22 protein-coding genes and 1 pseudogene are annotated in these 25508 nt (G+C 40.1%); 15 read left to right on the forward strand and 8 right to left on the reverse strand.

What is annotated here, in order from left to right:
- Positions 1–19: 19 nt before the first annotated feature.
- A complete protein-coding gene (locus tag V7K31_RS24080; protein ID WP_335097354.1) occupies positions 20–1339 on the reverse strand; it encodes a sensor histidine kinase in 1320 nt (439 codons plus the stop codon).
- 53 nt (positions 1340–1392) lie between these two features.
- On the reverse strand, positions 1393–2145 hold the full coding sequence (locus V7K31_RS24085; protein ID WP_335097355.1) for a response regulator transcription factor: 753 nt from the start codon (positions 2143–2145) through the stop codon (positions 1393–1395).
- A gap of 307 nt (positions 2146–2452) precedes the next feature.
- Here V7K31_RS24085 and V7K31_RS24090 point away from each other — a divergent pair, with 307 nt between their 5' ends.
- Together V7K31_RS24090 and V7K31_RS24095 are read left to right on the forward strand one after the other, a co-directional pair.
- Positions 2453–3436: a hypothetical protein gene (locus V7K31_RS24090; protein WP_335097356.1), complete on the forward strand. Its 984-nt coding sequence runs from the start codon at positions 2453–2455 to the stop codon at positions 3434–3436.
- Positions 3437–3489: 53 nt separating this feature from the next.
- Positions 3490–4595 (forward strand): annotated as a pseudogene (locus V7K31_RS24095) (hypothetical protein).
- 84 nt (positions 4596–4679) lie between these two features.
- On the opposite strand, the gene V7K31_RS24100 reads toward V7K31_RS24095, so the two are convergent.
- Positions 4680–5192 (reverse strand): hypothetical protein, encoded by a 513-nt coding sequence (locus tag V7K31_RS24100; protein WP_335097358.1) that lies wholly within the window; start codon positions 5190–5192, stop codon positions 4680–4682.
- Between the two features lie 369 nt (positions 5193–5561).
- Here V7K31_RS24100 and V7K31_RS24105 point away from each other — a divergent pair, with 369 nt between their 5' ends.
- Positions 5562–6485 carry an ion channel gene (locus V7K31_RS24105; protein ID WP_335097360.1) on the forward strand — a complete coding sequence of 308 codons (924 nt, stop codon included), beginning with the start codon at positions 5562–5564 and terminating at the stop codon, positions 6483–6485.
- A 12-nt stretch (positions 6486–6497) separates the two neighbouring features.
- Here the strand turns inward: V7K31_RS24105 and V7K31_RS24110 are convergent, their stop codons facing one another.
- Positions 6498–6698, reverse strand: coding sequence for a hypothetical protein (locus V7K31_RS24110; RefSeq protein WP_335097362.1), 201 nt, complete (start codon positions 6696–6698; stop codon positions 6498–6500).
- A 442-nt stretch (positions 6699–7140) separates the two neighbouring features.
- Here V7K31_RS24110 and V7K31_RS24115 point away from each other — a divergent pair, with 442 nt between their 5' ends.
- Positions 7141–8835 carry an alpha/beta hydrolase gene (locus tag V7K31_RS24115; RefSeq protein WP_335097363.1) on the forward strand — a complete coding sequence of 565 codons (1695 nt, stop codon included), beginning with the start codon at positions 7141–7143 and terminating at the stop codon, positions 8833–8835.
- A 24-nt stretch (positions 8836–8859) separates the two neighbouring features.
- Here V7K31_RS24115 and V7K31_RS24120 read toward each other — a convergent pair whose 3' ends face one another.
- Positions 8860–9309 carry a hypothetical protein gene (locus V7K31_RS24120; protein WP_335097365.1) on the reverse strand — a complete coding sequence of 150 codons (450 nt, stop codon included), beginning with the start codon at positions 9307–9309 and terminating at the stop codon, positions 8860–8862.
- A gap of 172 nt (positions 9310–9481) precedes the next feature.
- Between V7K31_RS24120 and V7K31_RS24125 the strand changes: the two genes are divergently transcribed.
- Positions 9482–10315: a hypothetical protein gene (locus V7K31_RS24125; RefSeq protein WP_335097367.1), complete on the forward strand. Its 834-nt coding sequence runs from the start codon at positions 9482–9484 to the stop codon at positions 10313–10315.
- Here the strand turns inward: V7K31_RS24125 and V7K31_RS24130 are convergent.
- Positions 10312–11646: an HlyD family efflux transporter periplasmic adaptor subunit gene (locus V7K31_RS24130; protein ID WP_335097369.1), complete on the reverse strand. Its 1335-nt coding sequence runs from the start codon at positions 11644–11646 to the stop codon at positions 10312–10314. The two genes, V7K31_RS24125 and V7K31_RS24130, sit on opposite strands and share 4 nt — an antisense overlap.
- Positions 11647–12604: 958 nt before the next feature.
- Between V7K31_RS24130 and V7K31_RS24135 the strand changes: the two genes are divergently transcribed.
- The 6 genes from V7K31_RS24135 (at position 12605) to V7K31_RS24160 (ending at position 18515) form a co-directional block, all read left to right on the forward strand.
- The gene (locus V7K31_RS24135; RefSeq protein WP_335097371.1) at positions 12605–12886 is read left to right on the forward strand and encodes a hypothetical protein; all 282 of its coding nucleotides are present in this window, start codon (positions 12605–12607) and stop codon (positions 12884–12886) included.
- Positions 12887–12970: 84 nt separating this feature from the next.
- Positions 12971–13255, forward strand: coding sequence for a hypothetical protein (locus V7K31_RS24140; RefSeq protein WP_335097373.1), 285 nt, complete (start codon positions 12971–12973; stop codon positions 13253–13255).
- Between the two features lie 71 nt (positions 13256–13326).
- A complete protein-coding gene (locus tag V7K31_RS24145) occupies positions 13327–13608 on the forward strand; it encodes a hypothetical protein (RefSeq protein ID WP_335097375.1) in 282 nt (93 codons plus the stop codon).
- Between the two features lie 462 nt (positions 13609–14070).
- Positions 14071–14337, forward strand: a complete 267-nt coding sequence (locus tag V7K31_RS24150) for a hypothetical protein (protein ID WP_335097377.1) — start codon at positions 14071–14073, stop codon at positions 14335–14337.
- A 111-nt stretch (positions 14338–14448) separates the two neighbouring features.
- Complete coding sequence (locus tag V7K31_RS24155) at positions 14449–16593, forward strand: peptidase domain-containing ABC transporter (RefSeq protein ID WP_335097379.1); 2145 nt, start codon at positions 14449–14451, stop codon at positions 16591–16593.
- 1049 nt (positions 16594–17642) lie between these two features.
- Complete coding sequence (locus V7K31_RS24160; RefSeq protein WP_335097381.1) at positions 17643–18515, forward strand: SDR family NAD(P)-dependent oxidoreductase; 873 nt, start codon at positions 17643–17645, stop codon at positions 18513–18515.
- Positions 18516–18665: 150 nt separating this feature from the next.
- Here V7K31_RS24160 and V7K31_RS24165 read toward each other — a convergent pair whose 3' ends face one another.
- A complete protein-coding gene (locus tag V7K31_RS24165) occupies positions 18666–18863 on the reverse strand; it encodes a PepSY-associated TM helix domain-containing protein (protein ID WP_335097383.1) in 198 nt (65 codons plus the stop codon).
- Between the two features lie 294 nt (positions 18864–19157).
- Between V7K31_RS24165 and V7K31_RS24170 the strand changes: the two genes are divergently transcribed.
- From V7K31_RS24170 to V7K31_RS24185, 4 genes are all read left to right on the forward strand, one after another.
- Positions 19158–20657: a glycosyl hydrolase family 57 gene (locus V7K31_RS24170; protein ID WP_335097385.1), complete on the forward strand. Its 1500-nt coding sequence runs from the start codon at positions 19158–19160 to the stop codon at positions 20655–20657.
- A 120-nt stretch (positions 20658–20777) separates the two neighbouring features.
- Entirely contained in the window at positions 20778–21362 is a 585-nt protein-coding gene (locus tag V7K31_RS24175) for a hypothetical protein (RefSeq protein ID WP_335097386.1), read from the forward strand.
- A gap of 404 nt (positions 21363–21766) precedes the next feature.
- Positions 21767–22924: an FIST signal transduction protein gene (locus tag V7K31_RS24180; protein ID WP_335097387.1), complete on the forward strand. Its 1158-nt coding sequence runs from the start codon at positions 21767–21769 to the stop codon at positions 22922–22924.
- A 7-nt stretch (positions 22925–22931) separates the two neighbouring features.
- Entirely contained in the window at positions 22932–24011 is a 1080-nt protein-coding gene (locus V7K31_RS24185) for a sensor histidine kinase (protein WP_335097388.1), read from the forward strand.
- Between the two features lie 38 nt (positions 24012–24049).
- Here the strand turns inward: V7K31_RS24185 and V7K31_RS24190 are convergent, their stop codons facing one another.
- On the reverse strand, positions 24050–25408 hold the full coding sequence (locus V7K31_RS24190; protein ID WP_335097389.1) for a sensor histidine kinase: 1359 nt from the start codon (positions 25406–25408) through the stop codon (positions 24050–24052).
- Positions 25409–25508: the final 100 nt, after the last annotated feature.

The raw sequence follows: 25508 nt of genomic DNA on the forward strand, positions 1-25508 counted from the left end.
CTCAAAGGTGAAGATATTACTAACTATAGTCTTGGCTTAGGGAGTTTGCCATAACTTCATGAAATTGGAGTTGCATCCACGCACCACCAGTTTCTGGATGGTTCATAGCTTTGATTGAACCACCGTGGGCGATCAGAATTTGCTCAACGATCGCTAATCCTAACCCATTACCAACGATCGCCCCTATAGAGTTACCATCTTGGGGGGAATGCGATCGCGCTTTATCTCCTCGATAAAATCGCTCAAAAATGTGGGGTAAATCTGCCTCAGAAAACCCAACTCCAGAATCAATAAGATTTATTTCCAGAATTGGGGAAGCCCCATCATTATCCTTCGTTGATAAGATTTTCGCTTGAATCTGAATATTTGTATAAGGAGGACTGTACTTAATGCTATTGTCTAGCAAGTTGAGAAAAACCTGGTAAATCCGGGCTTGATCTGCCTTAATCCAAAGATTTTCTGGGCCCGAATAAGAAAAAGATAGATGTTGACGCTGTGCTAAGGGTTCTAGTGTTTCCCAAACAGATGCAATCAGCGATCGCAATTCTACAGCTTTGGCTTGCAATTGCATATTTGGGTTTGCTTCCATTTGGGTAAGTTCTAACCAGCTTTGCACCAAGTTAATCAGTCGGTCAACTTCTTGCATTAGGCGGTTAACCCAGCGATTTAAAGGTGGTTCCAAGCGGTTTTGTAACGTTTCCACAACTAAACGAATCGAAGTCAAGGGCGTTCTGAGTTCGTGTGCTAGATCAGAAAAAGAGCGATCGCGTACTTCATTTATATCTAACAGGGGTTGACGATTTTCTAAAAACACTCCCACTTGTCCATTGGGTAAAGGCAAGCTAGACGCCCGCAAAGCCAGAGATTTTATTGTTGGCATCTGTGCGGCATCCTCACAAGATCGATGAAATACCCATTCTCCCGTCTGTGGTTTTTGCGAATCACGAGTTTGCTCAATTAAATGGTCAAGTTCGTAAGACCGTACCAACTCTAGTAACAAACGTACCTGTTCTGGTTGCCAACTTTGCAGATACAAAATTTCCTGCGCCTGTCGATTACACCATAGCAGTTGATTTTCCTCATCCACCTGCAAATATCCTACTGGTGCAAAATTTAGCAGGTCTTGGTAAGTTTGCAACAACTGCTGCAAATCTTGCTCGTGCTGTTTCACCATCGCTATTTCCTGCCGCAATCTAGGAATCAGCAGCAGTCGCATCTTATAAAAATGCGAGGTTAACGGTCGGAGTAAACGCCCCAGGTAGCGGTGAAGTTGAACCTGTTGCCAAACCCAAAACCCAATGCCTACCGCTAAACCCAGAAAAAATCCCAATAAGTGCATTTGAGTTGTTAGTTTCTTGGTAACTACTAAAAACTAACAACTATCCAAACTAATTATCCAAACCTATAGCCAAAACCTCGTACAGTCACAATATATTCGGGATGACTAGGGTCTTGCTCTAATTTTTCGCGCAACCACCGAATGTGAACGTCTACGGTTTTACTATCGCCGACGAAATCTGGACCCCAAACCTGATCTAGCAATTGTTCCCGTGACCATACCCTACGGGCATAACTCATAAAGAGTTCCAGCAGGCGGAACTCTTTGGGGGAAAGACTCACCTCTTGACCACGAACCAGCACGCGACATTCCTGGGGATTCAAGGTGACATCCTTGAATTTTAATACTGGTACTTGTGGTAAATTACTTAGGCGTTGGCGGCGCAGTAAAGCGCGACAACGAGCTACTAACTCCCGCATACTAAAGGGTTTGGTCAGGTAGTCATCTGCTCCCACTTCTAAACCGAGAACGCGGTCAGTTTCACTACCCTTAGCACTGAGCATTAAAATCGGTATTGGGTTTCCTTGATGACGCAACAAACGGCAAATATCTAGCCCATTGATTTGAGGCAGCATCAAATCAAGAATGATCAGATCAAAAGAAAGTTCCCCTGAATTGGTTTCAAAACTTTTGAGATACTCTAGAGCAGACCGCCCATCGGGTGCAGTTATCACCCCATAACCTTCTTCTTCCAAGGCTACAACTAGCATTTCCTGGATTAATTCTTCATCTTCTACTACTAAAATACGGCTGGTTTGTCCAATATCCGTTCTGGCAGAATATTTGGTCGATTCACTGGTATACATTGATATCACAAAAGTCGGGGACTGTGCTTGTATCAATTAGCATGATTGAATCTATTATCTAGCTTTACTGCAACCGCGCTTCTACTAAAGTTAATTCTTTTAGATTTTATTTACAAAAAGTAATATATGCCCTGAAAGACACTTGTGTAGAAAAATAGTACCCCAACTAAGTGTCAGAGGTGGAATATTTCAGTATTTCCACTGGGCTAAAAATGTTGATTTAAAGGCTACCCTGATATCTGCATAGGGTAGTTCTTGGTATGGCTTGCTACCCAATAAATGATTGCCTATTGAAGGGAGTTAGAAGATGAGTATAGTTGGAGCCAAGGACAGCAAACAACAACTAATGCAAGCATTTCAACAAATTATTATCCAAAGAAAAAAGCTGGAATCTAAAATAGCAATCAAACAAGAGGAAGCAGAAAAGGCAAAAAGTGAAGAAATTCTGCAAGCAGCTTCTACATATACAGTGGATAGTATTGTCAAAGGTTTAGCTGATTTACAATTGGAGTTTGGCAATATTTTTAACGCCTTCTCTGAAAAACTAGCTGAGGAAAATTCAAAGTTAGATGAATTGAACCGAGCTATAGAAATTGAAACTCAACGCCTACAAGAGTTTGAACAAATCAGAGATGTAGCAGATACTTTAGACCTTTTAAGTCAAGAACACCAAGAAAAATTAAAAACCCTTGAACAAGATACTGTCAACAAAAGGGAAGCACTAGAGAAAGAAATTACAATCAGGCGGAAAGAATGGCAAAAAGAGCAAGCAGAATATGAGGAAGAACTCCAAGCATATAACGATTTATTAGCTAAAGATCGCCAACAAGAACAAGAAGAATCTCAGTATAAGTTAGAAACTAATCGTAAAGTTAATACAGATAGCTACGAAGCGATAAAACGCCAACAACAAAGGGAAATACCAGAAAATTCTCAAAATAAAGAGAAAGATTGGACAGAACGAGAAAAGATATTCGCTGAATGTCAACCACTCTTTGCGGACTATCTACAAAAAGTAGCTACCTTTCCTAACGAACTGGAAGAAGCCGTTAAGAAAGCTAGGGAAGAGGCAATTAAAGAAACAAGCCAAAAAGCTAAAATTGAGGCTGATTTATTTGATAAAGAGTGGGAAGCTAATAAACAGAGTTATGAACTAAAAATTCAATCTCTGGAAGAAACAATTAAGAAACAATCTGAGCAAATAGAAGGTATTTCGGCTCAATTGCAAACTGCATTAAAACAATCACAAGATTTAGCGATGAGAGCTTTTGGTAGTTCTAATCCTAAATAGTTATGAATTTGTAGGATATTAACCATTTTTAATTCCTGAAGAGGAGATTTATTGTGGTGGGAAAAAAACCGACTGATAAGAATACTAAGGTAGAAATTCTTCAGGCGTATGAGGAGTTAGCTCAGGAAAAAGCAAGGCTGAAATTGCAACTCGATGAAATTGGCAAAGAAAACCAGTCTGGAACTAAAGAACAGCTTAAAATAGAACAAAAAATAGCTATAAATCAGCTTTATAGTGTTCAAGAAAAGATGAGCAATACAATTGAAAGCTTGGAGAAAATTCAATTATATTTTGGCAGTTATACTAATGAATTATCGGAACAGCTAACCACAAAAGCTTCTAAATTAGAAGAAATTAGGCGAACTTTAGAAGAAGAAATCCAACAATTAACACAATTGCACAATTTGGAAATTTCTGATCATGTCTTGGATACTGTCATCCAAGCCTATGAAGATAATACTAAAGCTTATCAGGAAGAATATAGCCAGCGTTCTGAAGTTTTATTCCAAGAAATACTAGAGCAAAGGAATACTTGGGGAAAAGAACAGGAGGAACAGCAACGAGCGATCAAAAAACGGAATGAAAACTTAAATAAAACTCGGCAACGTAATGCTTCAGAGTATAAATATAATTTAGAACTCCAGCGAAAACTAGAAACTGACGAATATGAACAAGAGCAGAAAGCACTATATAAGCAACTAGAAGAATTATTACAAGAAACAGAAAAACAGTGGGCTGAACGAGAGAAAGCAATTTCTGAGAGAGAGAAACAATTTGAAGAATTAAAAGCCAAGGTAGAGGCTTTTCCGAAAGACGAGGAAGCAGTTATAAAAAAAGCTACAGAAGGAGGCAAAGGCATCGCCGCCTACCAAGCTAAAGTAAAATCAGATTTATATTCTAAGGAAGTGGAAGGGCAAAAGCGTTTCTATGAACAAAGACTGCAATCTCTAGAACAAACTATTACTAATCAAGAGATGCGGATTCAAAATCTTTCTAAGCAACTTGAATCTGCTCTCAAACAAGTTCAGGATTTAGCAGTTAAAGCTATTGAAGGTAATATTCATGTCAGGTAATCAAAGAAATAGCTTTAGAACAGGCAAAAACTCAAGTGAAAAATAAATCAGCTGATTTATTTTTGATGATAATTGTAGAGACTTAATTTAATTTAAGTCTCTACAAGGAACTAAGGTGTTCCACATTTAAATTGCATATTATGGGTGCTCATGTTGCCATTGGTGTCAAGTTAAGGGATTAGCTCCGATGTCAAGAGAGCGAGCAGCCGTTCGTCGGTGACGTTCTCAATGGGCCAACGTCGTCGGTATAAATCACAAATGTCTTGTGCCGAAAGTTGTTGTGGGTCAAGAAGATTAGTCAAATGTCTTTGAGACAACGCAAGTTTACTGACTTTCGTTGCTTCCACCCAGATTAATCCTTCTATTTCTAGCGATCGCAATACATCCGTGAGATGTTGTACTTGTCGATACACTAGACTCAACACTATTGCTGCCATGACTGGTAAGGTCAGTACTCGTGAACGCAAGCTCCGTTCTCTGTCTTTTACCCCTTTGAGGTTAGTAAATGTACCTGGGCTGATTAGTTCAAACAGGCGTGATTCTATCTCTTTACTGGCTGGGGACGATACGCTGACTCGATGGCGAAAATCTGGATTACCTTGTTTTTTCCGTGGTTTACTCATGGCTTTTTCAACACCCTTGTGTTGACTTTTACCATTGATTTGTCCACTCTTGACAGCCATCCATTTTTCTTAACTTGACACCAATGGCATTGCACACCCTATTTTTTTGTCGATTTACAGCAGGTTTCATTTATACCAAATCTGTCGTAGGGACACAGCATTGCTGTGCTTTCCAGCGTCGTCTATTTACCTGAAAATAGTTAAGTAAGTGGGTCAAATTAAATATAAAACCTCACCCTGCCTCCGGCTTCCCTCTCCGATGCTTTGGAGAGGGATTGAGGGTGAGGTTTGATATAAACATTTAATTACGCCTACCTACTTATAAGAAAACAAAGGTGAAATTTCCCGTTTCTTAGCAGGTAAGTGGAATGTCTCCAAAGCAACTTAATTTACAATACTAAGGAGTTGCCGTTCTTTTGGCTACTTGCAATGAAATTTCGACTGAAGAGACTTTCACGGAATAAACAACAACGTCTGATTCCACTGATTCAGATTCAAGTTCGAGATGGGAAATTTGAGATTATGGGCATGGCTACATGGTATTCCTACTGGCGCGATCCCTACCATCTGCTGCTAACGATTTCCTGGACTGGCTTTCTGCTGCTGATTTGTACTTTCTATCTAACTATTAATGCTCTATTTGCCCTAGCTTACTTGATAGGAGGAGATTGTATAGCCAACGCCCGACCTGGCTCTTTTTTAGATGTCTTTTTCTTTAGCGTCCAAACCCTAGCATCCATCGGCTATGGGGCAATGTATCCTAAAACAACTTACGCCAACATTATTGTCACCATTGAAGCAATGATCGGTTTGATGGGAATTGCTGTGATGACAGGACTAGCGTTTGCTCGATTCTCCCGACCCACAGCCCGTGTGGTTTTTAGCCGTGTTGCAGTGATTACACCTCATAATGCGATGCCGACTCTCATATTTCGTAGCGCTAATAAGCGTCGCAATATAATTCTGGAGGCGCAGATGCGAGTCTACTTAATGCGCGACGAAATAACCCTAGAAGGGCAGTTCATCCGTCGGTTCCACGATCTCAAACTGCTAACGAACCAAACACCTAGCTTCACGTTAAGCTGGTCAGTGATGCATGTCATTGATGAGTTTAGTCCTCTATATGGGATGACACCAGAATCCTTAACCCAGACAAATACTATTTTGATCGTCTCTTTGAGTGGCCTTGATGAGACGGTTGCACAGGTCGTCCATGCCCGTCATACTTATGGTGCTAATGATATTTTGTGGAATAATCAATTTGTCGATATCTTCCACCACACACCCGATGGACATCGCTACATTGATTACAACCGCTTTCACGATGTTTTCCCTTTAGATGAAAAGAGTTGAAATGCCTGAAAGTTACTCGGAAGTTTGATTGAGTGGTGATTGTAAAGGTTTAACCACAACCCGACCATTTTCAACTACAGTGCAACTTTTAACCATGCTCTTGCTGTGGTTAACTGGCACATCCTGGCACTGGTTTTGGAGGCAGATATTTTGATTTTGCTCTTGTTGTTGGTTGAGGATGACAACACAACAGGCACCAGAGGAGATGGACATATAACATATTTTGATCTCTATATCTATTATCGCTCTACTGATGCTGTTTGGCTCAAAAATTTGCTAACCATGTATTTTGATAATTCAGAAGAATAAGTAGGGGATACCTCGTTCACACTCTCCGACTGGGAATACCTATTTTGAGGCTCCGCCTCCCTGACTCACGGCAGCAGCCCAATCAATGAGGAGCATTTTCAGCCAGAGGCTAGAAACGAGGTTTTAAAGGGATTTAAGCTGAGGTTGACATAAAACCACAGATGTGATTTGTGTCAATCCAGAAATTTAATTCAGTGCCGTTTATTGCGTATGTGCGAGACTATGGATGTAAGTACTTGCTTTCTTGTGCTTAGAGCCAGTGTAAACAGGAAAGTGGTTATAGATCCCGCCCCGCTTTCCTCCTCGCCCAAACTTTTTTGGCAGGGTTAGACAGTGGGTTTTTCTAATGAAAAAATTTTTGAGATATCTGGGTTTAGGTTTGCTATCTACGTTTTTCACTGCTACTCCCGGATTGGGAGCTGAACGTATTAGCTTTTTTTACCCTCCCTTCGGCGAATTCTACTTATCCGTGGACTCGCTAGAAACTTTTGCGAAAGTTGGTAAAATCGATCAAGACTTTTCATTTTATGCTAGTCGTGCTACTCCTCAACAACTCGCTCAACTGCGGGATCTACTCCAGCAACGCTTCAATGTCACTCCTACACTAGTATCTCAAGTTACCTACTCACCTGTAGGCGAGCAAGTGATGGAACAGCTGGGAGAATTACTCCTCACTGAGTCTCGAAAGAACGGCTTCTATGCCATACGTGCCTCTTTGATTTTGGCTGCTGCTGATCAAAACGGCTTAACAGTTATAAATTTGCTGCGGAAATTTCCTAGCAATACTATACGGGTGAATTTTACACAGGGTTTAAGCATAGTTGATGACTTGTCACAATTGCTGAAAAAAAAGGATGAAGTTTTTGCCTCTCTTCAAAAAGAAGCGATCGCACAAGCGGCAAATTCAACAATTGACTTCTCCAAAGAACGAGATTTGCGATCGCCAGGAAAATTCCACTGGCAGAAAAAAACCTTCGAGCTAAATGACGTTTCTCGCGATCGCCGTCTCCCGGTAGATATCTATTTACCTGAAGGAGCTTCACAAAGCCAAGGACAAGCGCCATTTCCCCTGGTTGTCATTTCTCACGGTCTTGCTTCAGACCGCTCTAGCTTTGTCTACCTGGCTGAACATTTAGCATCTTATGGTTTTGCTGTTGCTGTACTGGAACACCCTGGTAGTAATGCCAAACGCTTTCAGCAATACTTTGCGGGTTTAGCAGGTCCACCAGAACCAGAGGAATTTATCAACCGACCTTTGGATATCAAGTATCTACTCGATCAACTCCAGCGTCTAGAAAAATCTGATCCTACCCTCCAAGGAAAACTCAATTTTCAGCAAGTTGGGGCGATTGGTCAGTCCTTTGGCGGTTATACTGTTTTGACTCTAGCAGGAGCAAATATTGACTTTAACCAACTCCGCCGAGACTGTAATGCCAATTATTCATCCTTTAATTTGTCGCTCTTATTGCAGTGTGAAGCAAGTAAGTTACCCATAAAAAATTACGAACTTAAAGACGATCGCATCAAGGCAATCATTGCAATTAATCCGATTGACAGCTTAATTTTGGGTCAGAGCGAAGTCAGTCAAATTAAAATTCCCATAATGTTGGTAGCAGGTAGTCAAGATATTTTCGCTCCACCCGTATTTGAGCAAATTCGCCCCTTCACCTGGCTTTCTGATCCCAATAAATATCTAGCTTTGATCGAAAACGCCACCCATTTTTCAGCGATCGCTGAACCTACTTCTCAAAACGGTGTCTTACCTGTGCCACGCGCTTTGCTGGGTCCCGATTCTGCTGCTGTTTATTCCTATCTCAACGCCCTCAGCGTTGCTTTTTTAGAAACCCATCTCCTCAAGCGCCCTGAATACCGTATCTATTTGCAGCCATCCTACGCCATATTTATCAGTAAAGAGCCGCTTAATCTCAGTCTTTTACAATCGTTGTCAGCAGAGCAATTCAATCAAATTTGGAATGGGTCAATTCCCCAGTCAGTCAAACCATCAAATCTTCAACCTACCCCTAACCCTACCCATCTGTAAGATTTTAAGGTAAAGGGCTTTTTGTCAATCAGTTAAAATACCCAAAAGATTTTTAATAGAAATGATAATCGTGCGGAGGCAGAGGGCTTTTATGTTTCGTACCCTGCGGGAAGCTAACGCAACAAATGTGGATTCTAACCCTACCAGAACCAGAGCCACAAAACAAGAAAATTTGGTGGGGGTTTTAAACCCTTGTTCCCTTCCGGTTATGGCATCAGCGCTGTCTTGCTGTATTCCTCTTGCCTCCTGCCTTTCTTGATAAATACTCAATACTTCTGTATTTAGTAAGAGCAAGACCCCTTGTGGGCGGTCTTTCAACTCAGCACTCTTCATCACCATTCCCAAGTAACCAAAACAAAACTCTGACCACGCACAAGGGGAAAACGTTGACTGTAACGCAGTTGGTGAAATTTTGTAAAGAATTGGCTGACTCTGCATAAAACTTATGAGCGGAACTGATAACTCAATAGACACTGCGCTGTGCAACTTATCAGACAGGAAGACAGGAACACAGGACTTTTTTATGAAGTTTTGTAAAGAATTAGCTCGCTCTGCATAAAACTTGTACGCCCACCGTAAAGTAAGCAGGTACTACCTTGAGCAACTTCAATAGTAAACAAGTAATGATTGTAGGTGAAAGTTCAACATGAAAAAATTGTTTGCATTAATTGAAAAAGAATCAGCCAAATTTGCTCAGTTACCCTTCTTTGAGTTTTTAGGAAATAAGAGCATTGATCTTATACAAAGATTATGTTTTGCACTTTTTATAATGGGATATGGAGGTTTAAACAAGTTGGTTTGCTTAGAACAACCAATAGTTAACCCAATTCCAGATGTTGTTAACAACCAAATCCGTAAAGAAGAGAATCATTGGATATGGGTTTTAAAAAATTTAGAAGACTTGAATTTTAATCGATTTTTAAATTTTACTGACTATTTAAAAATTAATTTTAGTGATCAGACAGTGATTTTTAGACAAATAATTTATGAACTATATCGGCGAACTTTTCAAGTTAATCCCATTTATAAGCTAGTAGCTATTGAGTCGATAGAATCGATCTCAAATATTTTTTTATCAATAACTGCACCAATCACTCAAAAATTAAAATTTTTTACTAATCGAGAGTATCCGTATTTTAAAAATCCTCATTTAGTCGCTGAAAATGACCACAATGTTCATTCTCATCAAATAAAAAAATTTATTGCAAGTATGCATTTAGCAGAAGATATTCGCAAGCAGTCCGGTGAATTAGTTAATAAAATTTTTGACCTGTTTACAGCCTTAGTAGATGTGCATATAGCGTTTCCTAATCACATGAGGTACATCATAGCCCCCTTTAAAAGAGCGGGGAGGGGGGTGGGGTTCTTGTATCTCACAAGGGCCGAGAACCGCTATATTAATTTTGCTGAAGAATATAAGATTAAACAATTATTAAATCGGAGGCGGAGTAGCTCTGACTCCGCTTCCGCAGTTGCCTAGAAATCTGTTAGCAACCTTGCTTTTCTCAGAATAAATATTAATAGGGTTTCTTTTTTGGAAATGATTTCAGCTGTAACTTCCATCCCTGCTTTAAGAGGATAGGATTTATCGCCCTTTTTTAAGTAAAGTTTCTCTGCCTCAATTGTCACCTCATAGTAAGGCGCAATTGGAATATTACCATTACCTTGAGATGTAATTACATCGGCACTAATATCTCTAACAGCACCTTCGAGGATGCCATAATCTGGGTACGGATAGGCAGAAATCCGCATTTTTACTTCCCCATCTGGACACTTTCTTACTTGTACGAGTTTACACACCTTCACTTTAGTAATATCCGAAGCTGCAACACGGGCTTTGATCACCAGAGGGGCTTTGTTGGGAGCAATTTGAGCGATCGCATCCCCAGGACGCACAACTTGTCCAGCATTTCTTAATTCTAGTTTGAGGATAGTACCTGCTTCTGAGGTACGAATTACAGTTTTTTGCAGTTCCGTAAAAGTTTGTTTAAGTTCTTGTTGAGAGCTGCTAATTTGGTTTTGGATTTCAACTTGACGCCTGATGATTTCCTCTTCCTCTTTGTTCAATTGAGCGAGGGTAGACTGACCCTTTGTCAATTCTTGAGCAATGCGTTCTTGGGCGATCGCCACATTAGCATTACTAGGATTCAGTCCAGCTTTAGCATTTTCGAGTCTAGCAGTAGCAGCTTTAAAAGCTTGTTCTTTTTCTTTAATTTCGAGAGTAGCGATCGCCCCTGTATTTCCCAGCTGCTCATATCCCTTGAGTTGCTGTCTAGCTAATTCAAGAGAGGCTTCTAATTCTTGTACTTCCGTCTGAGTAGTAATTTGCTTATCTTTATAGTCTCTTTTGTTGCGACTGAAGTCTGCTTTTGCGGATGCGATCGCCTGTTGCATTGCATTGGACTCAGCAACCATTTGAGCTTTTAGCGCTTTGAGTTGTGCATCGATTTGCGATCGTTGTAACTGATTCTGCTGAATACTTCCGAGTATTTGGTTTTTTTTAGTTTGCAATTGGGAGTTGTCGATCAGTGCGATCGTATCTCCCTTTTTCACAACTTGATTTTCTTTTACCTTAATACTTGTGATTGTTCCCTCGGCTGCTGCTTGCACTAACCGTATTTCTCCGGTTGGGCGGACGGTAGCATCAGTTTTCACTATTATGTTGTATTGAATGACACTAGCAAGTCCGAAGGCAGTGCCAACACTTCCAATTAAAAATATCCCTCCTAACCTTGTCCATATGCTGACTGGCGGAAGATATTCGTCGTTTTCGACTAGGCGAAGAAAGTCTGCTTGGGGGTCAATGAGCATGAACTTTAAAAAACATTTTGTTTGTGTAAATAATCTAGCAAAAAAATCTACCTAGCGTTAGCGTGAAGATCAAGATTTAGAGATATCCAAAAAATAAAAGCTCTCTTCTGTTTCAATTATTTTTTTGGTAAAACTCCCATAATTTTGGCGTTTTCGCCCTCCACGGCGAAAGCGAAGGCTTCTGCTTTGATTACTGATAAGTGCCTTGCCTGGATGTATTTAGTATGTAAATACAAGGTTTATATACTGTTAAGTTTAAATAACAATTAGCGGATTTTAGTACGAACACCAAATCTTTATAATTTTTGTCTAAAATTTTATCTATTCTTTATTTATTTACAAAAGTTTTGTATGATGAATCAAGCCTTTTTTCCCATTAATCAATAATTAAGCAAACTTAAGCATTTTTATATTAAAAGAAATTATATAAGATCAAATTAGCGCTGTATATAATAACCTATTAAAAAACATTCTTACATAAAGATACTTAGCTAAAAATGCAGAATCCAACTTTTGAGTTTGATCAAATTATTTAAGTAGCATTGGTATAAAAATGTTATCCACTTACTTTACTATATCTTTAAATAATCTTTAAATATGGGCATTATCGTTATTTCATAAGCATTAATACGCAATAAGCTTAAATTATACATTTTGGAGCAAAATTCAGTTTTTTGATCGCCATATTTATATCAATGTATATTTACGCCTGCGATTTTTTGAGAAATAAAAACTTCTTTTTAATCAAAAATTTGTATAAACAATAACTATGTAATATCCTGAGTAAAGAGGTGTAATACATATTTCTTAAAAAAATAGTTACTTGACCTTTAGAACAAGAGTCGTATAATACATTTAGAGACACGAAAAAAGTAACTAAATATACGATTTATATTTGATATTTATTACTTTTTAGTGACGTGACTTTAATCCCAACAATCAAGCGAGAACTAAAATTATGCAAAGCACATTGTTCACGACATTAACCGCCAACGAAGAAGCCAATCTGTCTGGTGGTAACGACAAGAAGTACTATCTGTCATACCTCAACGCTGCCCTTGCTTCAAGCACAATTAATCAAGTAGGTGTTGCTGGCGACGGCGGCAAGGCTGGTAATATCACTATAGGCGGCGGCAAAGCACCGGTTGTGATCGTTAAGTCTCCTATTAGCGCAAATGCAAACGGTGGAAGCGTAACTAACAACGCTACTGCAAACCCAGTTGCAGTTAATGCACCGTAGTGCGCCTGCTTAGGTAAAAGTATTACGTGGCGCTAATGTAGCGCCGCTTCTTTTCAAGTATAAAACTAAGTGAGAACTAAGATTATGCAAAGCACATTGTTCACAACATTAACTGCCAACGAAGAAGCCAATCTGTCTGGTGGTAACGACAAGAAGTACTATCTGTCATACCTCAACGCTGCCGTTGCTTCAAGCACAATTAATCAAGTCGGTGTTGCTGGCGACGGTGGCAAGGCTGGTAATATCACTATAGGCGGCGGCAAAGCACCAGTAGTGCTAGTTAAGTCTCCTGTTAGCGCAAATGCAAATGGTGGAAGCGTAACTAACAACGCAACTTCCAACCCAGTTGCAGTTAATGCACCTAATTAGGTTAAAGTATTACCTGGGGCTGATGTAGCACCGCTTCTTTTCAAGTATCAAACTAAGTGAGAACTAAGATTATGCAAAGCACATTGTTCACGACATTAACCGCTAACGAAGAAGCCAATCTGTCTGGTGGTACCAAGAAGAAGGACTATAAGTCATACCTCAACCTTGCCTTAGCTTTGAGCAAAATTAATCAAGTAGGTGTTGGCGGTGACGGCGGCACGGCTGGTAAAATCACCATAACCGGCGGCAGTGCACCGATTGTGATCGTTAAGTCTCCTATTAGCGCCGATGCAAACGGTGGAAGCGTAACTAACAACGCTACTTCCAACCCAACCGCAGTTAATGCGCCTTAATGCGCCTGATTTAGGTAAGATATGCAGTTTAGTAGAGCGGCAATAGTAAACGTAAAGACACGTTAACCGCGCCTTTACCCAAATGAACTACCGGACGTTAAACAATTTACTCTGTTTACCCAGATTAAGCTGTTTTTGTACGGCAATAAATTGCTAATTGACTTAATCCTATCAAGTGATTAGCTCTTTCTTTAATTTGACTAATGCTAACATAGGTTTACTGCTAGCCGCCGACTTTTCTTCAATAAACTTAACGAAATCATATTGATGGTTGCCCAATAGCAACCGTCAATATCATCATAGATATCAATGGCGCTTTTCCCTAAAGTTACTATTGACCCTTGAGCAATCAAATAGCGAAACAAGCGCTAACTGAGAAATCCACCATATGGATCTTTAATCCCAGTCAGATTTGTATAAAGTTCAAAACTTAATAATTAGCAACTTGGGTTAACTAAAATCATGAAAAGCACTCAAATCTCTTCAATGTTTATGTTCATGACTGAAGCTGAAGAAGCAAGCCTGTGTGGTGGTAGCACCGTGGCATTTTCTAATGGGACTATTACTAAAGTCAAGTCATCACTTGCGAAAGCAGCAGTAAAGAAACAACCTGCGAAAAAAGCTTTTAAATCAACATCAACTACAAAAGTTGTGAAAAATATCAAAGGAGGAGCAATTCCACAGGGAGTAATATCACCAGACTTGCTATCACTTTTTGGTTTGTCTTGATTGGTATGATAGTTAAACTAAACTGGTTGGTCAAATTTTTAACCACGCAGGGATTAAACCCTGCTATTTTTTTGGGTTTAGTCACCATGTTATTGGGTACTGGAGTGTGAAATGAAATACCAAGTTGTTACACAACATAGTGAAGAGGATTGTGGAGCTGCTTGTCTTGCTTCCGTTGCCAAACATTATCGGCGTAACTTTACATTAAATCGCATCCGGGAAGCGGTAGGTACTGGGCAATTAGGAACAACATTGTTGGGATTGAGGCGGGGAGCTGAGGCACTTGGTTTTAATGCGCGTTCGGTCAGGGCATCAAAAGAAATATTAGATCGAATGAACCAAGCACCACTGCCAGCAATCATTCACTGGAAAGGCTACCACTGGGTTGTTTTGTATGGTCAGAAAGGCAAGAAATATATAGTTGCCGACCCAGCAGCTAATATCCGTTATATCTCTAGAAAAGAATTAACGGAGGCTTGGTCAGATCAAGTGATGCTTTTACTAGAGCCAGATTCGGTTCGCTTTTATGCTCAACCGGATGATAAAGTTAACGGTCTTTGGCGCTTTGCGCGGCGTGCATTGCCTTATGGAGGCATAATATTCGAGGCTTTTCTCTGCGCTGTAGTTATTGGTCTGCTTTCCTTAACGTCTCCTTTCCTGCTTCAAATTCTAACGGATGATGTATTAGTTCGAGGTGATACCAAGCTTCTTGGTGGTGTGATTATTGCGGTTGTGGTGATGAATTTGGTGTCAAGTAGTCTGCAACTAGTTCAATCTAACCTGATTGCCAATTTTGCCCAACGGCTTGAGTTAGGGCTAGTTCTAGAATTTGCCAGAACAATTCTACGGTTGCCTCTGACTTACTATGAATCACGTCGCAGTGGCGAGATTGTTAGTAGATTGCAAGATATTCAACAAATTAATCAGCTAGTTTCTCATGCAGTTATCAGTCTGCCTAGCAGCTTTTTTATCGGACTGATTTCTTTGGGTTTCATGGTGTTCTATAGCTGGAAACTCACCTTTGTTGCCGTCGTTGTTGCTATTGTCATGAGTTTATCTACGGTGGTTTTCCTGCCTACACTTCAACAAAAAATCAGAAGTATATTGGTCTTAGACGCGGAAAACCAGGGCGTTCTCGTTGAAAGCTTTAAAGGAGCGCTGACACTCAAAACTACTACTGCTGGTCCTCAATTTTGGGAAGAATTTCAGAACAGATTTGGTCGGCTATCAAACCAAACATTTCGCACAATTCAGATTGGAATTATTAACAGCATCTTTTCTGGGCTAGTTTATGCTGTTGGCAGCGTTAGTTTGATTGGTTTTGGCAGCACCCTAGTTATTAGTAAGGAACTCAGCATCGGTCAACTGCTAGCATTTAACGGGATGAATGGGAATTTTTTGGCATTCATCGGTGCTGTGATCGGATTTATAGATGAATTCATGCGTGCGAAAACTGCCACCGAACGCTTAACAGAAGTTATAGATTCCACACCTGAAACTAAAGACGATGCTAACAAACCCTTTGCTGAAATTCCTAGTAATGCAGATATTATTTGCACAAACCTAAATTTTCACTACGCCGGCAGGCTAGAGCTACTGGAAGATTTTTCCCTCAGGATTCCTGGCGGTAAAGTTATTTCCCTAATTGGTACATCTGGCTGTGGAAAAAGTTCTTTTGCTAAATTGATAGCCGGATTATATACACCTCTTTCTGGCAATATTCGCATTGGTATTTATAATCTGCAAGACCTAGCCCTCGATTGTTTGCGGCAACAAGTTGCTCTCGTTCCTCAAGATGCTCATTTTTGGAGTCGCTCAATTGTTGAAAATTTTCGGTTAGGTTCTCCTCACGTCACCTTTGAGCAAATTGTCAATGCTTGCCAAATTGCTGAGGCAGACGATTTTATTAGTAAATTACCTGAAAAATATCAAACTGTATTAGGTGAATTTGGGTCAAATATTTCTGGTGGACAACGCCAAAGGCTGGCTATAGCAAGAGCGATCGTTAACGATCCACCAGTGCTGATTTTAGATGAATCAACTGCTGGACTCGATCCAGTTAGTGAAGCTCAAGTTTTAGATCAACTGTTGTTGCACCGCAAAGGTAAAACCACGATCTTGATTAGCCACCGTCCTAGAGTAATTACCCGTGCTGATTGGATTGTGTTGCTTAATCAAGGCAAATTACAAATTCAGGGGACTGTGGAAGATTTGCGTGCCCAACCGGGAAACCATTTAGACTTTTTAACTCCTTAATTAAAGGGCTAATTTTTTACGGTATCTGGAAAACGAGACTTTGAATTTTCCCCTTGCCGATACGGGAAGGGAGTTAGGGTGTTAGCTTTTCGTGGGCTTTTCCATACAACGTGAAAAGTCATAATTAAACCGTAAGGCTATTTCGTTCTACGCATAAACACATAGTTTAATTTATTCTTACCCACTTACTTACTCGTAGTTTTAGCTAGAGCAATCTTATTTGATTTATGAAGATTGAAAGCTTTAGATCCTTGACTTCTTAGAGAAGTCGGGGATCTTTTTGTTCATGAATGATTTAAGTTTGGTATACACTAGGGAAGTCTCAACCATTTCCTTGATGAACTCAAAGTTAAAGGCAAACAAGTTACCATTTTTACTAAAGTTTTAGCAGATAAAAATGCCGTCCTAATTTGAATTAAAGAGAATAATTTAAAAGTAGAAATCAGAAACCTTGATTTAAAATAAATCACTAAATATACTGATGCCAATCTGCGAAATAGCTGAAAAACCTCAGTGTTGCAACAGTAAACCAAAAACTATATGTCTTTTTTGTTTCTCAGCTATGACTTAAGTATCACAATTTCCTAAAATAGAGCTTAATTGTCAGGAAAGTGAGATATTTGTACTGAGGTATTCATAAAAACTTATTTAATAAAATCTTTTGCATATATATACTTGTCGTTAAGAAGTATTAAGAAATCCTGATTAAAGAATATTGCAATACCTTGATTTAATTGCTAACGTGTGTATGACAACGATGCTGATGAGCGCTCGGATCTAGGAGAAATAAAATCTATGAGCTACATGCATTCAGCCAAGTGTATTAGGCTTTGACCGGTTAAAAAGGATAAATTTCTGCCTCGTATAGACAACTATGAGAGATGGCAGATTAACCAAGAAATATCTCGTTGCTAAAGGCTTAGTTTCAGTTTGATTTCAATTGCAATTGATTATTTGTCTTACTTGTGCCGATAAGGGAGTAGCTGTGATTGTGTCGGTCGGCAATAACGAAGAGTTTGGTAAGACTTAGATTTTGGAGGATATAACCAATGGAGATTCAAGGCAAAGTAGCCCTCATTACAGGGGCTTCCCGTGGTATTGGACGAGCGATCGCCCTCGAACTAGCACAATTAGGCATCAAGCGGCTGATATTGGTAGCACGCGATCGCCAAAAGTTGGTTGAGGTAGCTAATGAAATCGAGGCGATGGGTACAGAAACTGCGATCGTCGCATTAGATTTGACGCAGACAATTGAAGTGAATATCGCTGTTGCCCAACTGTGGCGCAATTACGGACAGATTCATTTGCTGGTTAATTGTGCGGGAGTCGCATACCAAACCTCGTTTTTGCAATCTAAAATGCCCCAAGTTCAAGAAGAACTCTCTGTGAACTTGTTCGGAATGTACAACCTGACTAGTCTGATCGCTCGACGCATGGCCAGCCAAAGACAAGGAACTATTGTTAATGTATCGAGTCTGATGGGGAAAGTAGCAGCACCGACGATGGCGACTTACTCAGCTACCAAGTTTGCAATTTTGGGATTTACCCAAGCCTTGCGGCGCGAACTAGCTGACTATAATATCCGCGTGATCGCATTACTGCCTTCCCTCACAGACACAGACATGATGCGCGACTTAAATTTATTTCGCTGGGTGATCCCCATGACTCCCCAGCAAGTGGCTAAAGCACTCGTCACCGGAATGCAAAATGATTCACCAGAAATTTTAGTCGGATGGCAAAGTCATTTAGCCGTGTTGTGTCAACGCCTTGCTCCTTGGTTGTTAGAGCTAATTTTAAAAATAGCAACTCCGCCAGCAGCAAGAAAACAACAGCCTGGTGAAAGACTGAACAAGCTGATCCCCAAACTGAATTTTTTGACGAGAATCCATCGTTTCGGCGATTTGTTCTTATCAAGAACATGATTTGTTGCGTGTCTGCACATAAATCCTGGTTGTGGCATCAACGCCAGCCAGGATTTGAGGTATTGCCTAGAAAGTGGGTGGTTGAGCAAACTTTTAAACGGAAGTAACCATATAGCACTGCATGTATGCCAACAAATCTTAACTTTTACTTCAATGCTCAACCATTTTCATCATCTGATGTTTAAGTTTTTTGCCTTTGTAACGATACCACCACATCACCAACCTAGTGATAAACAAAATTAGTGGTGCAAGTCCCACAAATACATAGAAAATACGGGTGGGTAAGCCACCAAAAGTACCGTAGTGTAGGGGAACAAAGGACTTGAGGACGCGAGCGCCCAACGGCATCTTTAAAACTTCAGTTATGTATTCTCAGTGAAGGGCATCGAATGCTAAAATAAATATCAGTAATAATTGATAATAATAGCAATATTATTAAAATATAATCACATTTGCTCACACAATAGCGACACAGAGAGTCGTAGCTACCTCTGTGTACTTTTTTATCTATGTATTGGGTTAGTAGAATAGCTTGCTTATTTCTCTACGCGATCGCAGTTTGGTTAAATGGATCTAAGTTGAACTGAGAAATTGCTGCGGCGATCGCATAATTAGACATACCTTATTTCGGAGCAAACAGAAATGCTTTCCTTGCCCACAACCCTGACTCCTTTGCCCGAAATCATTGATGGCTTACCGAATATTTCTGGTTGGGAAACAGAGGTTCTCTCTGTAGTTAACCATGATCAACCAGTATTTTTACCGACAACGAATATCCGCTTAGAAGACGTAAATGCTGTGTTTGCGATCGCCTTACACATGCACCAGCCAACTATACCCGCCGGAAATGGTGGTACACTGATCAGCAATCTGCAATATATGTTTGAACATCCAAATGTTGGGGATAACCATAATGCAGATGCTTTTGCTTATTGTTACAGCCGCATGGCAGACTTGATCCCCGAACTTGTAAATCAAGGTTGCAATCCCCGTGTGATGCTGGATTACTCAGGTAATCTTTTGTGGGGACTGCGGCAAATGGGACGCAGTGATGTTCTCGATAATCTCAAACGTATTACTTGCGATCGCACCTACCAACCTTATGTAGAATGGCTGGGTACAATGTGGGGTCATGCAGTTATTCCTTCCACACCCATAGCAGATATTAAATTGCATATCATTGCATGGCAACATCACTTTGCGGCAATTTTTGGCTGGGAAGCACTAGCGCGAGTCAAAGGATTTTCGCCTCCAGAAATGCACCTCCCAAATCACCCTGATGCTCTCTTTGAATTTGTGAAAGCGCTGAAAGAATGTGGATATCGCTGGCTACTCGTTCAAGAACATTCTGTAGAAACAATTAGCGGTCAATCTCTTACTCATAAACATTTACCACATCGTCTCATTGCTCGCAATTCTCAAGGCGAAACAATTAGCATTACAGCTTTAATTAAAACCCAAGGTTCGGATACTAAATTAGTCGCACAAATGCAGCCTTATTATGAAGCCAAAACCTTATCAAAACAACAAATTGGCAGTGTATTGGTGCCACCTATAGTTAGCCAAATTGGAGATGGTGAAAATGGCGGCGTGATGATGAATGAATTTCCCAGCGCTTTTAAACAAGCTTGGTGGGATATGGTGAATAACGGGGGAGGAAAATCAGGTGTTGTTGGGATGTGTGGTACAGAATATTTAGAATTAATCGAAGCTGCTGGATGCAAACCTGAAGATTATCCAACTTGTCAGCCAGTGGGACAGCATCAGATTTGGGAGCGCGTTTCACCAGATAATATTCAACCTGAAGTTGTAGAGAATGCCATTCAAGAATTAAAGCAAATTAACTCTAATTTTCATCTGGATGGAGCCTCGTGGACAAATCATATCAGTTGGGTAAAAGGATATGAAAATGTGTTGTCTCCCATGTATCAATTGAGCAGTTTATTCCATCAAAAATTTGATCCATTACAGCAAGTTGACTCAGCAGAACCTATTAGCAGACAATTTAACTACCGTAACGTTCTTCTACATAACCTTTTGCTGCAAACAAGTTGTTTTCGTTATTGGGGACAAGGTGCTTGGACTGATTACGCGCGGGAAATTTATCAACGTGGTGAAAGTTTTCTAAAAACGATATTTTAATAATAAATAACTCAGGTTAGGGAGTGAAATAGCCCTGCTTTTTAAGGGTGGGGCTGGGGGTATATTCTGGGTTAAAATATCACTATAGCAAGTAAGTTGGTTTCTCAATAGGCAGTATAAATGAAAAATATTTATGAGCTTTTAGAAATGATGAGACCAAGACCAGGAATGTATTTAGGACAGCGTTCCTTAACTGCGTTACGCGGCTTTATTGATGGCTATGATTTAGCTAGTTGGGAAAGTGGGATCTTACTTGAAGAAGAGACACCACCATTTAGACAGTTCCACGACTGGATAGCTCGATATTATAAATGGAATGAATCAACAGCAGGATGGAAAAATATCATTCTCCGAGAAGTTGGAGACGAAGCAAAGGCATGTGATGTGTTCTTTGAACTCATTGAATTATTTAAGCAACGCTTTCCTGTAGTCAAGTATCGTGTTTTCTTAAATCCAAACCATAAATCTACTGGAGCTATATATCGACGTATATGTATAGATGGAATATATAAAGACTTAGATCCACCTAAAGAAATTAGAATTGTACAATATATAACAGATTCTGGCTTTTACCGTTTCGATGTATCACAAGATGGAGAAATTTCCGAAATTGGCTATTTTGAAACAGAAAAGTTAGCTATGGAAGAAGTTAATAGAGAGTTTGAAGTTTCTTTAGATGAGTGGGAAACCTTAAATACTATCTAAGTATCAATACCTTCGCCAATTTTTTAGAACGCCCGCACAATGCGGGTTTCGGGATATAGGTTTAAAGCCAAATTCAAAAGCCTGAAACCATTACAATCCAAGGGATTGAGCTTTTTTGTCTCGCCCTAACCCTCTAATTTTGGCGAAGGTATTGAGTATCTTAAACTTATAAAAGAATAACTTGAACACGATTTCATGCTGATTTTACCTCCTTACCAGTCTCCGACTGGGAATGCCCGTCGTTGGGGCTGCCGCCTCTTGGTGAATCTGAATTCTGTTTCGATAAAAAGTCGGGTGAATTGAGATTTAGTTCAAATAAGTGGGAAGTCTAAGTGTAGGTTGCTGGGTGCTGATATCCGAATTGGATTAGCTACCTGGTAATTTCAACTTACAATGAGGTAGCTGTGTTTCGAGTTTTTGTTGGTCATAGCGACGATCCTGATTCTGAAAATGCGATCGCTGAAGTTCTTCAAGAATGTAGTCGTTCCCTTGCTGGCTTACTTCCTCAAGCTGGACTTTTATTCACTGCTATAGACTTTGACCATGCGTTAATTTTACAACGCATCCAGAATGCTTTCCCCGGAATTGAGTTGATTGGTGGAACTACAAATGGAGAAATCTCTTCAATTCTGGAGTTTCAGCAAGATTCTCTAACCTTAATGCTGTTTGCTACAGACCAAGTGGAAATTCACTCAGGTGTTGGACGAGGAGTATCCAAAAATCCAGCCCTTGCAGCCGAAGAAGCGATCGCACAAGCTAAGGCAAAGAGTGCATCCTTACCAAAATTGTGCCTCACTTTTCCCGATAGTCTGACAAGCAATGGGGTCTTAATTTTAGAGGGTTTAAAACAAAACCTGGGAGAGCATATTCCGATTATTGGGGGAATGGCTGCCGATGACTATACCTTTGACAAAACCTACCAATTCTTCCAGGGTGAAGTATTGAGTGATTCAGTTCCAGTGTTGCTGTTCTCTGGACAAATACTATTTTCCCACGGAGTTGCCAGTGGTTGGACTCCTATCAGTCAACGTAGCCGTGTAACTAAAGTTAATGGCAACGTAGTCTATGAAATTGATGGACAGCGTGCCTTAGATTTCTACCAGCACTATCTCGGTGAAGAAAGATTTGCGTCCAACTATGCCATCCATGCTCTAGCAGTTTTTGAGGATCAAGACCATTTTTATATGCGGGCACCCAATGGTTACGATCAACAATCTGGTAGCGTTATGTTCTTCTCTGATATTCCTGAACAGGCAGTTGTACAAATTACTGATGCAACTCGTGATCATATTCTGTCAGCTTCTGAGACATCCTTGAAGAATGCTCTTGCCGATTATCCCGGTGTGGAGCCAACAGCAGCGTTACTTATTTCCTGTGCAGCCCGTCGGCGAATTCTGGGAACTCTCACAAGACTTGAGTATCAGCTTGTCAAAACTCATTTACCAAAGGCATTACCTTGTTGTGGTTTCTACGCTTATGGTGAAATTGCCCCTTTGGTGAGGGGAGGTGAAACGCAATTTCATAACAAAACCTTTGTCACACTGTTAATGGGAACAAAATGAGTAGTGTATGGATAACCAAGACGATTCCATACAGATCCAAGAGTTAGAAAAGACAAACCGTATCTTGCGGAAAAAGCTGGAACGCTGCGAATCTGAACGCCGCCAGCTAGAAACTGACATTTGCACAAAGGAATTTTTACTGAAGAAAGTTATTTGTGAGTTAGAAGATTCTCGGACAGATTTGCAGCACAGAGGCCAAAAGTTAGAAAATACGTTAGATAGTTTGCATAAAATGCAAGCTCAAATGATTCAAAGCGAAAAGATGTCTGCCCTGGGTCAAATGGTGGCTGGTATTGCTCATGAAATCAACAATCCCGTTAGCTTTATTTACGGAAATCTCAGCTATATCAGCCAATATACTCATGACTTATTACGACTAGTCCAGCTTTACCATCGTCATTTCCCCAACCCACCTGCTGAAATTCAAACTGAACGCAAAACCGTCGATTTAGAGTTTCTAGAAAAAGACGCGATTATGGTATTGAACTCAATGAATATCGGGACGGAGCGTATCCGGGATATTGTGTTGTCACTGCGTAACTTCTCCCGCCTAGATGAAAGTGAGTTCAAACCCGTAGATGTTCATGAAGGCATTGAAAATACTTTGATGATTTTGCAACACCGCCTCAAAGCCACTGATAAAAGCCCAGAGATTCAGATTATCAGAGACTACGGCAATTTACCCAATGTAGAATGCTACGCCGGACAACTTAACCAGGTGTTTATGAACATTTTAGTAAATGCACTTGATGCGCTCGAAGAATTTAATGCCAAACGAACTTATCGAGAAATACGCGATAATCCCAGCCGCATCACAATTCTTACCTCTGTCGTTGATTCGCAATGGGTAAAAATTGCGATCGCTGACAATGGATCTGGAATTCCAGAATCGATTCAAAAACAGATTTTCAATCCCTTCTTTACAACAAAACCTGTCGGTAAGGGAACAGGAATGGGAATGGCTATTAGCTATCAAATCATCACCGAAAAACATGGCGGCAAGTTAGAATTTTTGTCAACACTTGGAAAAGGAACGGAGTTTATGGTTAAAATTCCTATCCAGCAGCAAGTTTCGGAAATAATTTAACACAACGTTATGATAGATATTCATAATTCATAATTCAATCAAACTAAAGGCAATAAAATTTCAAATTCAGTGCCTATACCAATCTGTGAATTAAAACTCAATTTTCCGCCATGTCTCGCGGTGATAATTCGATAACTTACTGCTAAACTAGTATTTTTACCAGTCTTTCTTTCAAAAGAAAAAGAGTCGGTAATTTGCTGTTGTAATTCCTGAGACATTCCAGAACTATTGTCAGCAATGCGAATTAAAACCCAGCGAGAATCTGGTGCATCTGGGTTGCTTGCTTGCTGTGAAATTACTTCTGTGGTAATCTCAATTCGGGGTTTTTGAACAGTCTTTGTATCTTCTAGATGCAACTGCTGTCGCACACCTTCATTGAGTAAAGTATCCACAATTTCGCTGAAAATATTCATCAAAACCTGATTTAACTGCCCCATAAAGCAATACACTGGCGGCAATTGACCGTAGTATTTGACGATTTCAATTTCGCCTTGAAGACGACTATTAATTAATAAAATAATACTATCTATACAGGCGTGTAAATCTACTGGCTTGGGATAAAGTTCATCGATATGACAGAAGTTTTGTAAGCTGGTAACAAGTTTTTTTAATCTTTCCGCGCCAGTGCGGATACTAGCAAGCGATCGCGACAAATCTTGTTCTAAAAAATCAAATTCAATCTCTTCTTTAATCTGATTAATTGCCTGGGACGCTGATGGTAATTCTTTGTCGTAAGCCGCTATCAGCTTGAGTAAATCTTGACTGTAGGTTGAAACATAAATTATATTACCCCAAATAAAACCCACTGGGTCTAAAATTTCGTGGGCTACGCCGTCTACCAAACGCCCCAGATTTGCCATTTTATCATTTTGAATCATTTGGGCTTGGCTGCGTTCATACCGCACCAAATTGTCGATTCCCCGAATTTGCCAAGAAATAATATTTAATTCTTGGACATCTAACAATCTATAAGCTCCAGATTGTGTTTGGACTACAATTGGTTCTGCTAATAATTCTGGCGATCGCTTTAAGCTAAGTTGCATCGCAGTTAAAATCGATGTTGTATCAGCAAGCAGCAACATCGGTATCCGCGCATAGCTGTAGAGAACGGCTAATGGTTGCTGAACAAATAACTCTTGTCCATAGGGGCGAATCAAAAATTCTAGCACTCGCCGCCGCGAAATCATCCCAATGAACTTTCCCTGTTCTACCAAAATTACTCCTGGTAGCAGGGGGTATTTTTCCAAAAAATGAGCCACTTCCATCCCAGTGCGGTTGATTTCCACTGGGAAGTTATACATTGGTAGTTCTTGGAGGGTTGACTCTAAACCGAGATCGCGATCGCTACCCTCAGACAAAAATGGCGGTGAGATTTGGTAACTGAATTCTTCTGGCACTACACACCCTGATTTTTACAAAGACAGGTAAACAATAAGTTAATATTTTACATTCTGCCACTCTCTAAATCCTGTTTCGGTTTAGCAAGCTAAACTAAAA

Origin of the sequence: Nostoc sp. (assembly GCF_036917675.1) — a bacterium.
Classification (GTDB): domain Bacteria; phylum Cyanobacteriota; class Cyanobacteriia; order Cyanobacteriales; family Nostocaceae; genus Nostoc.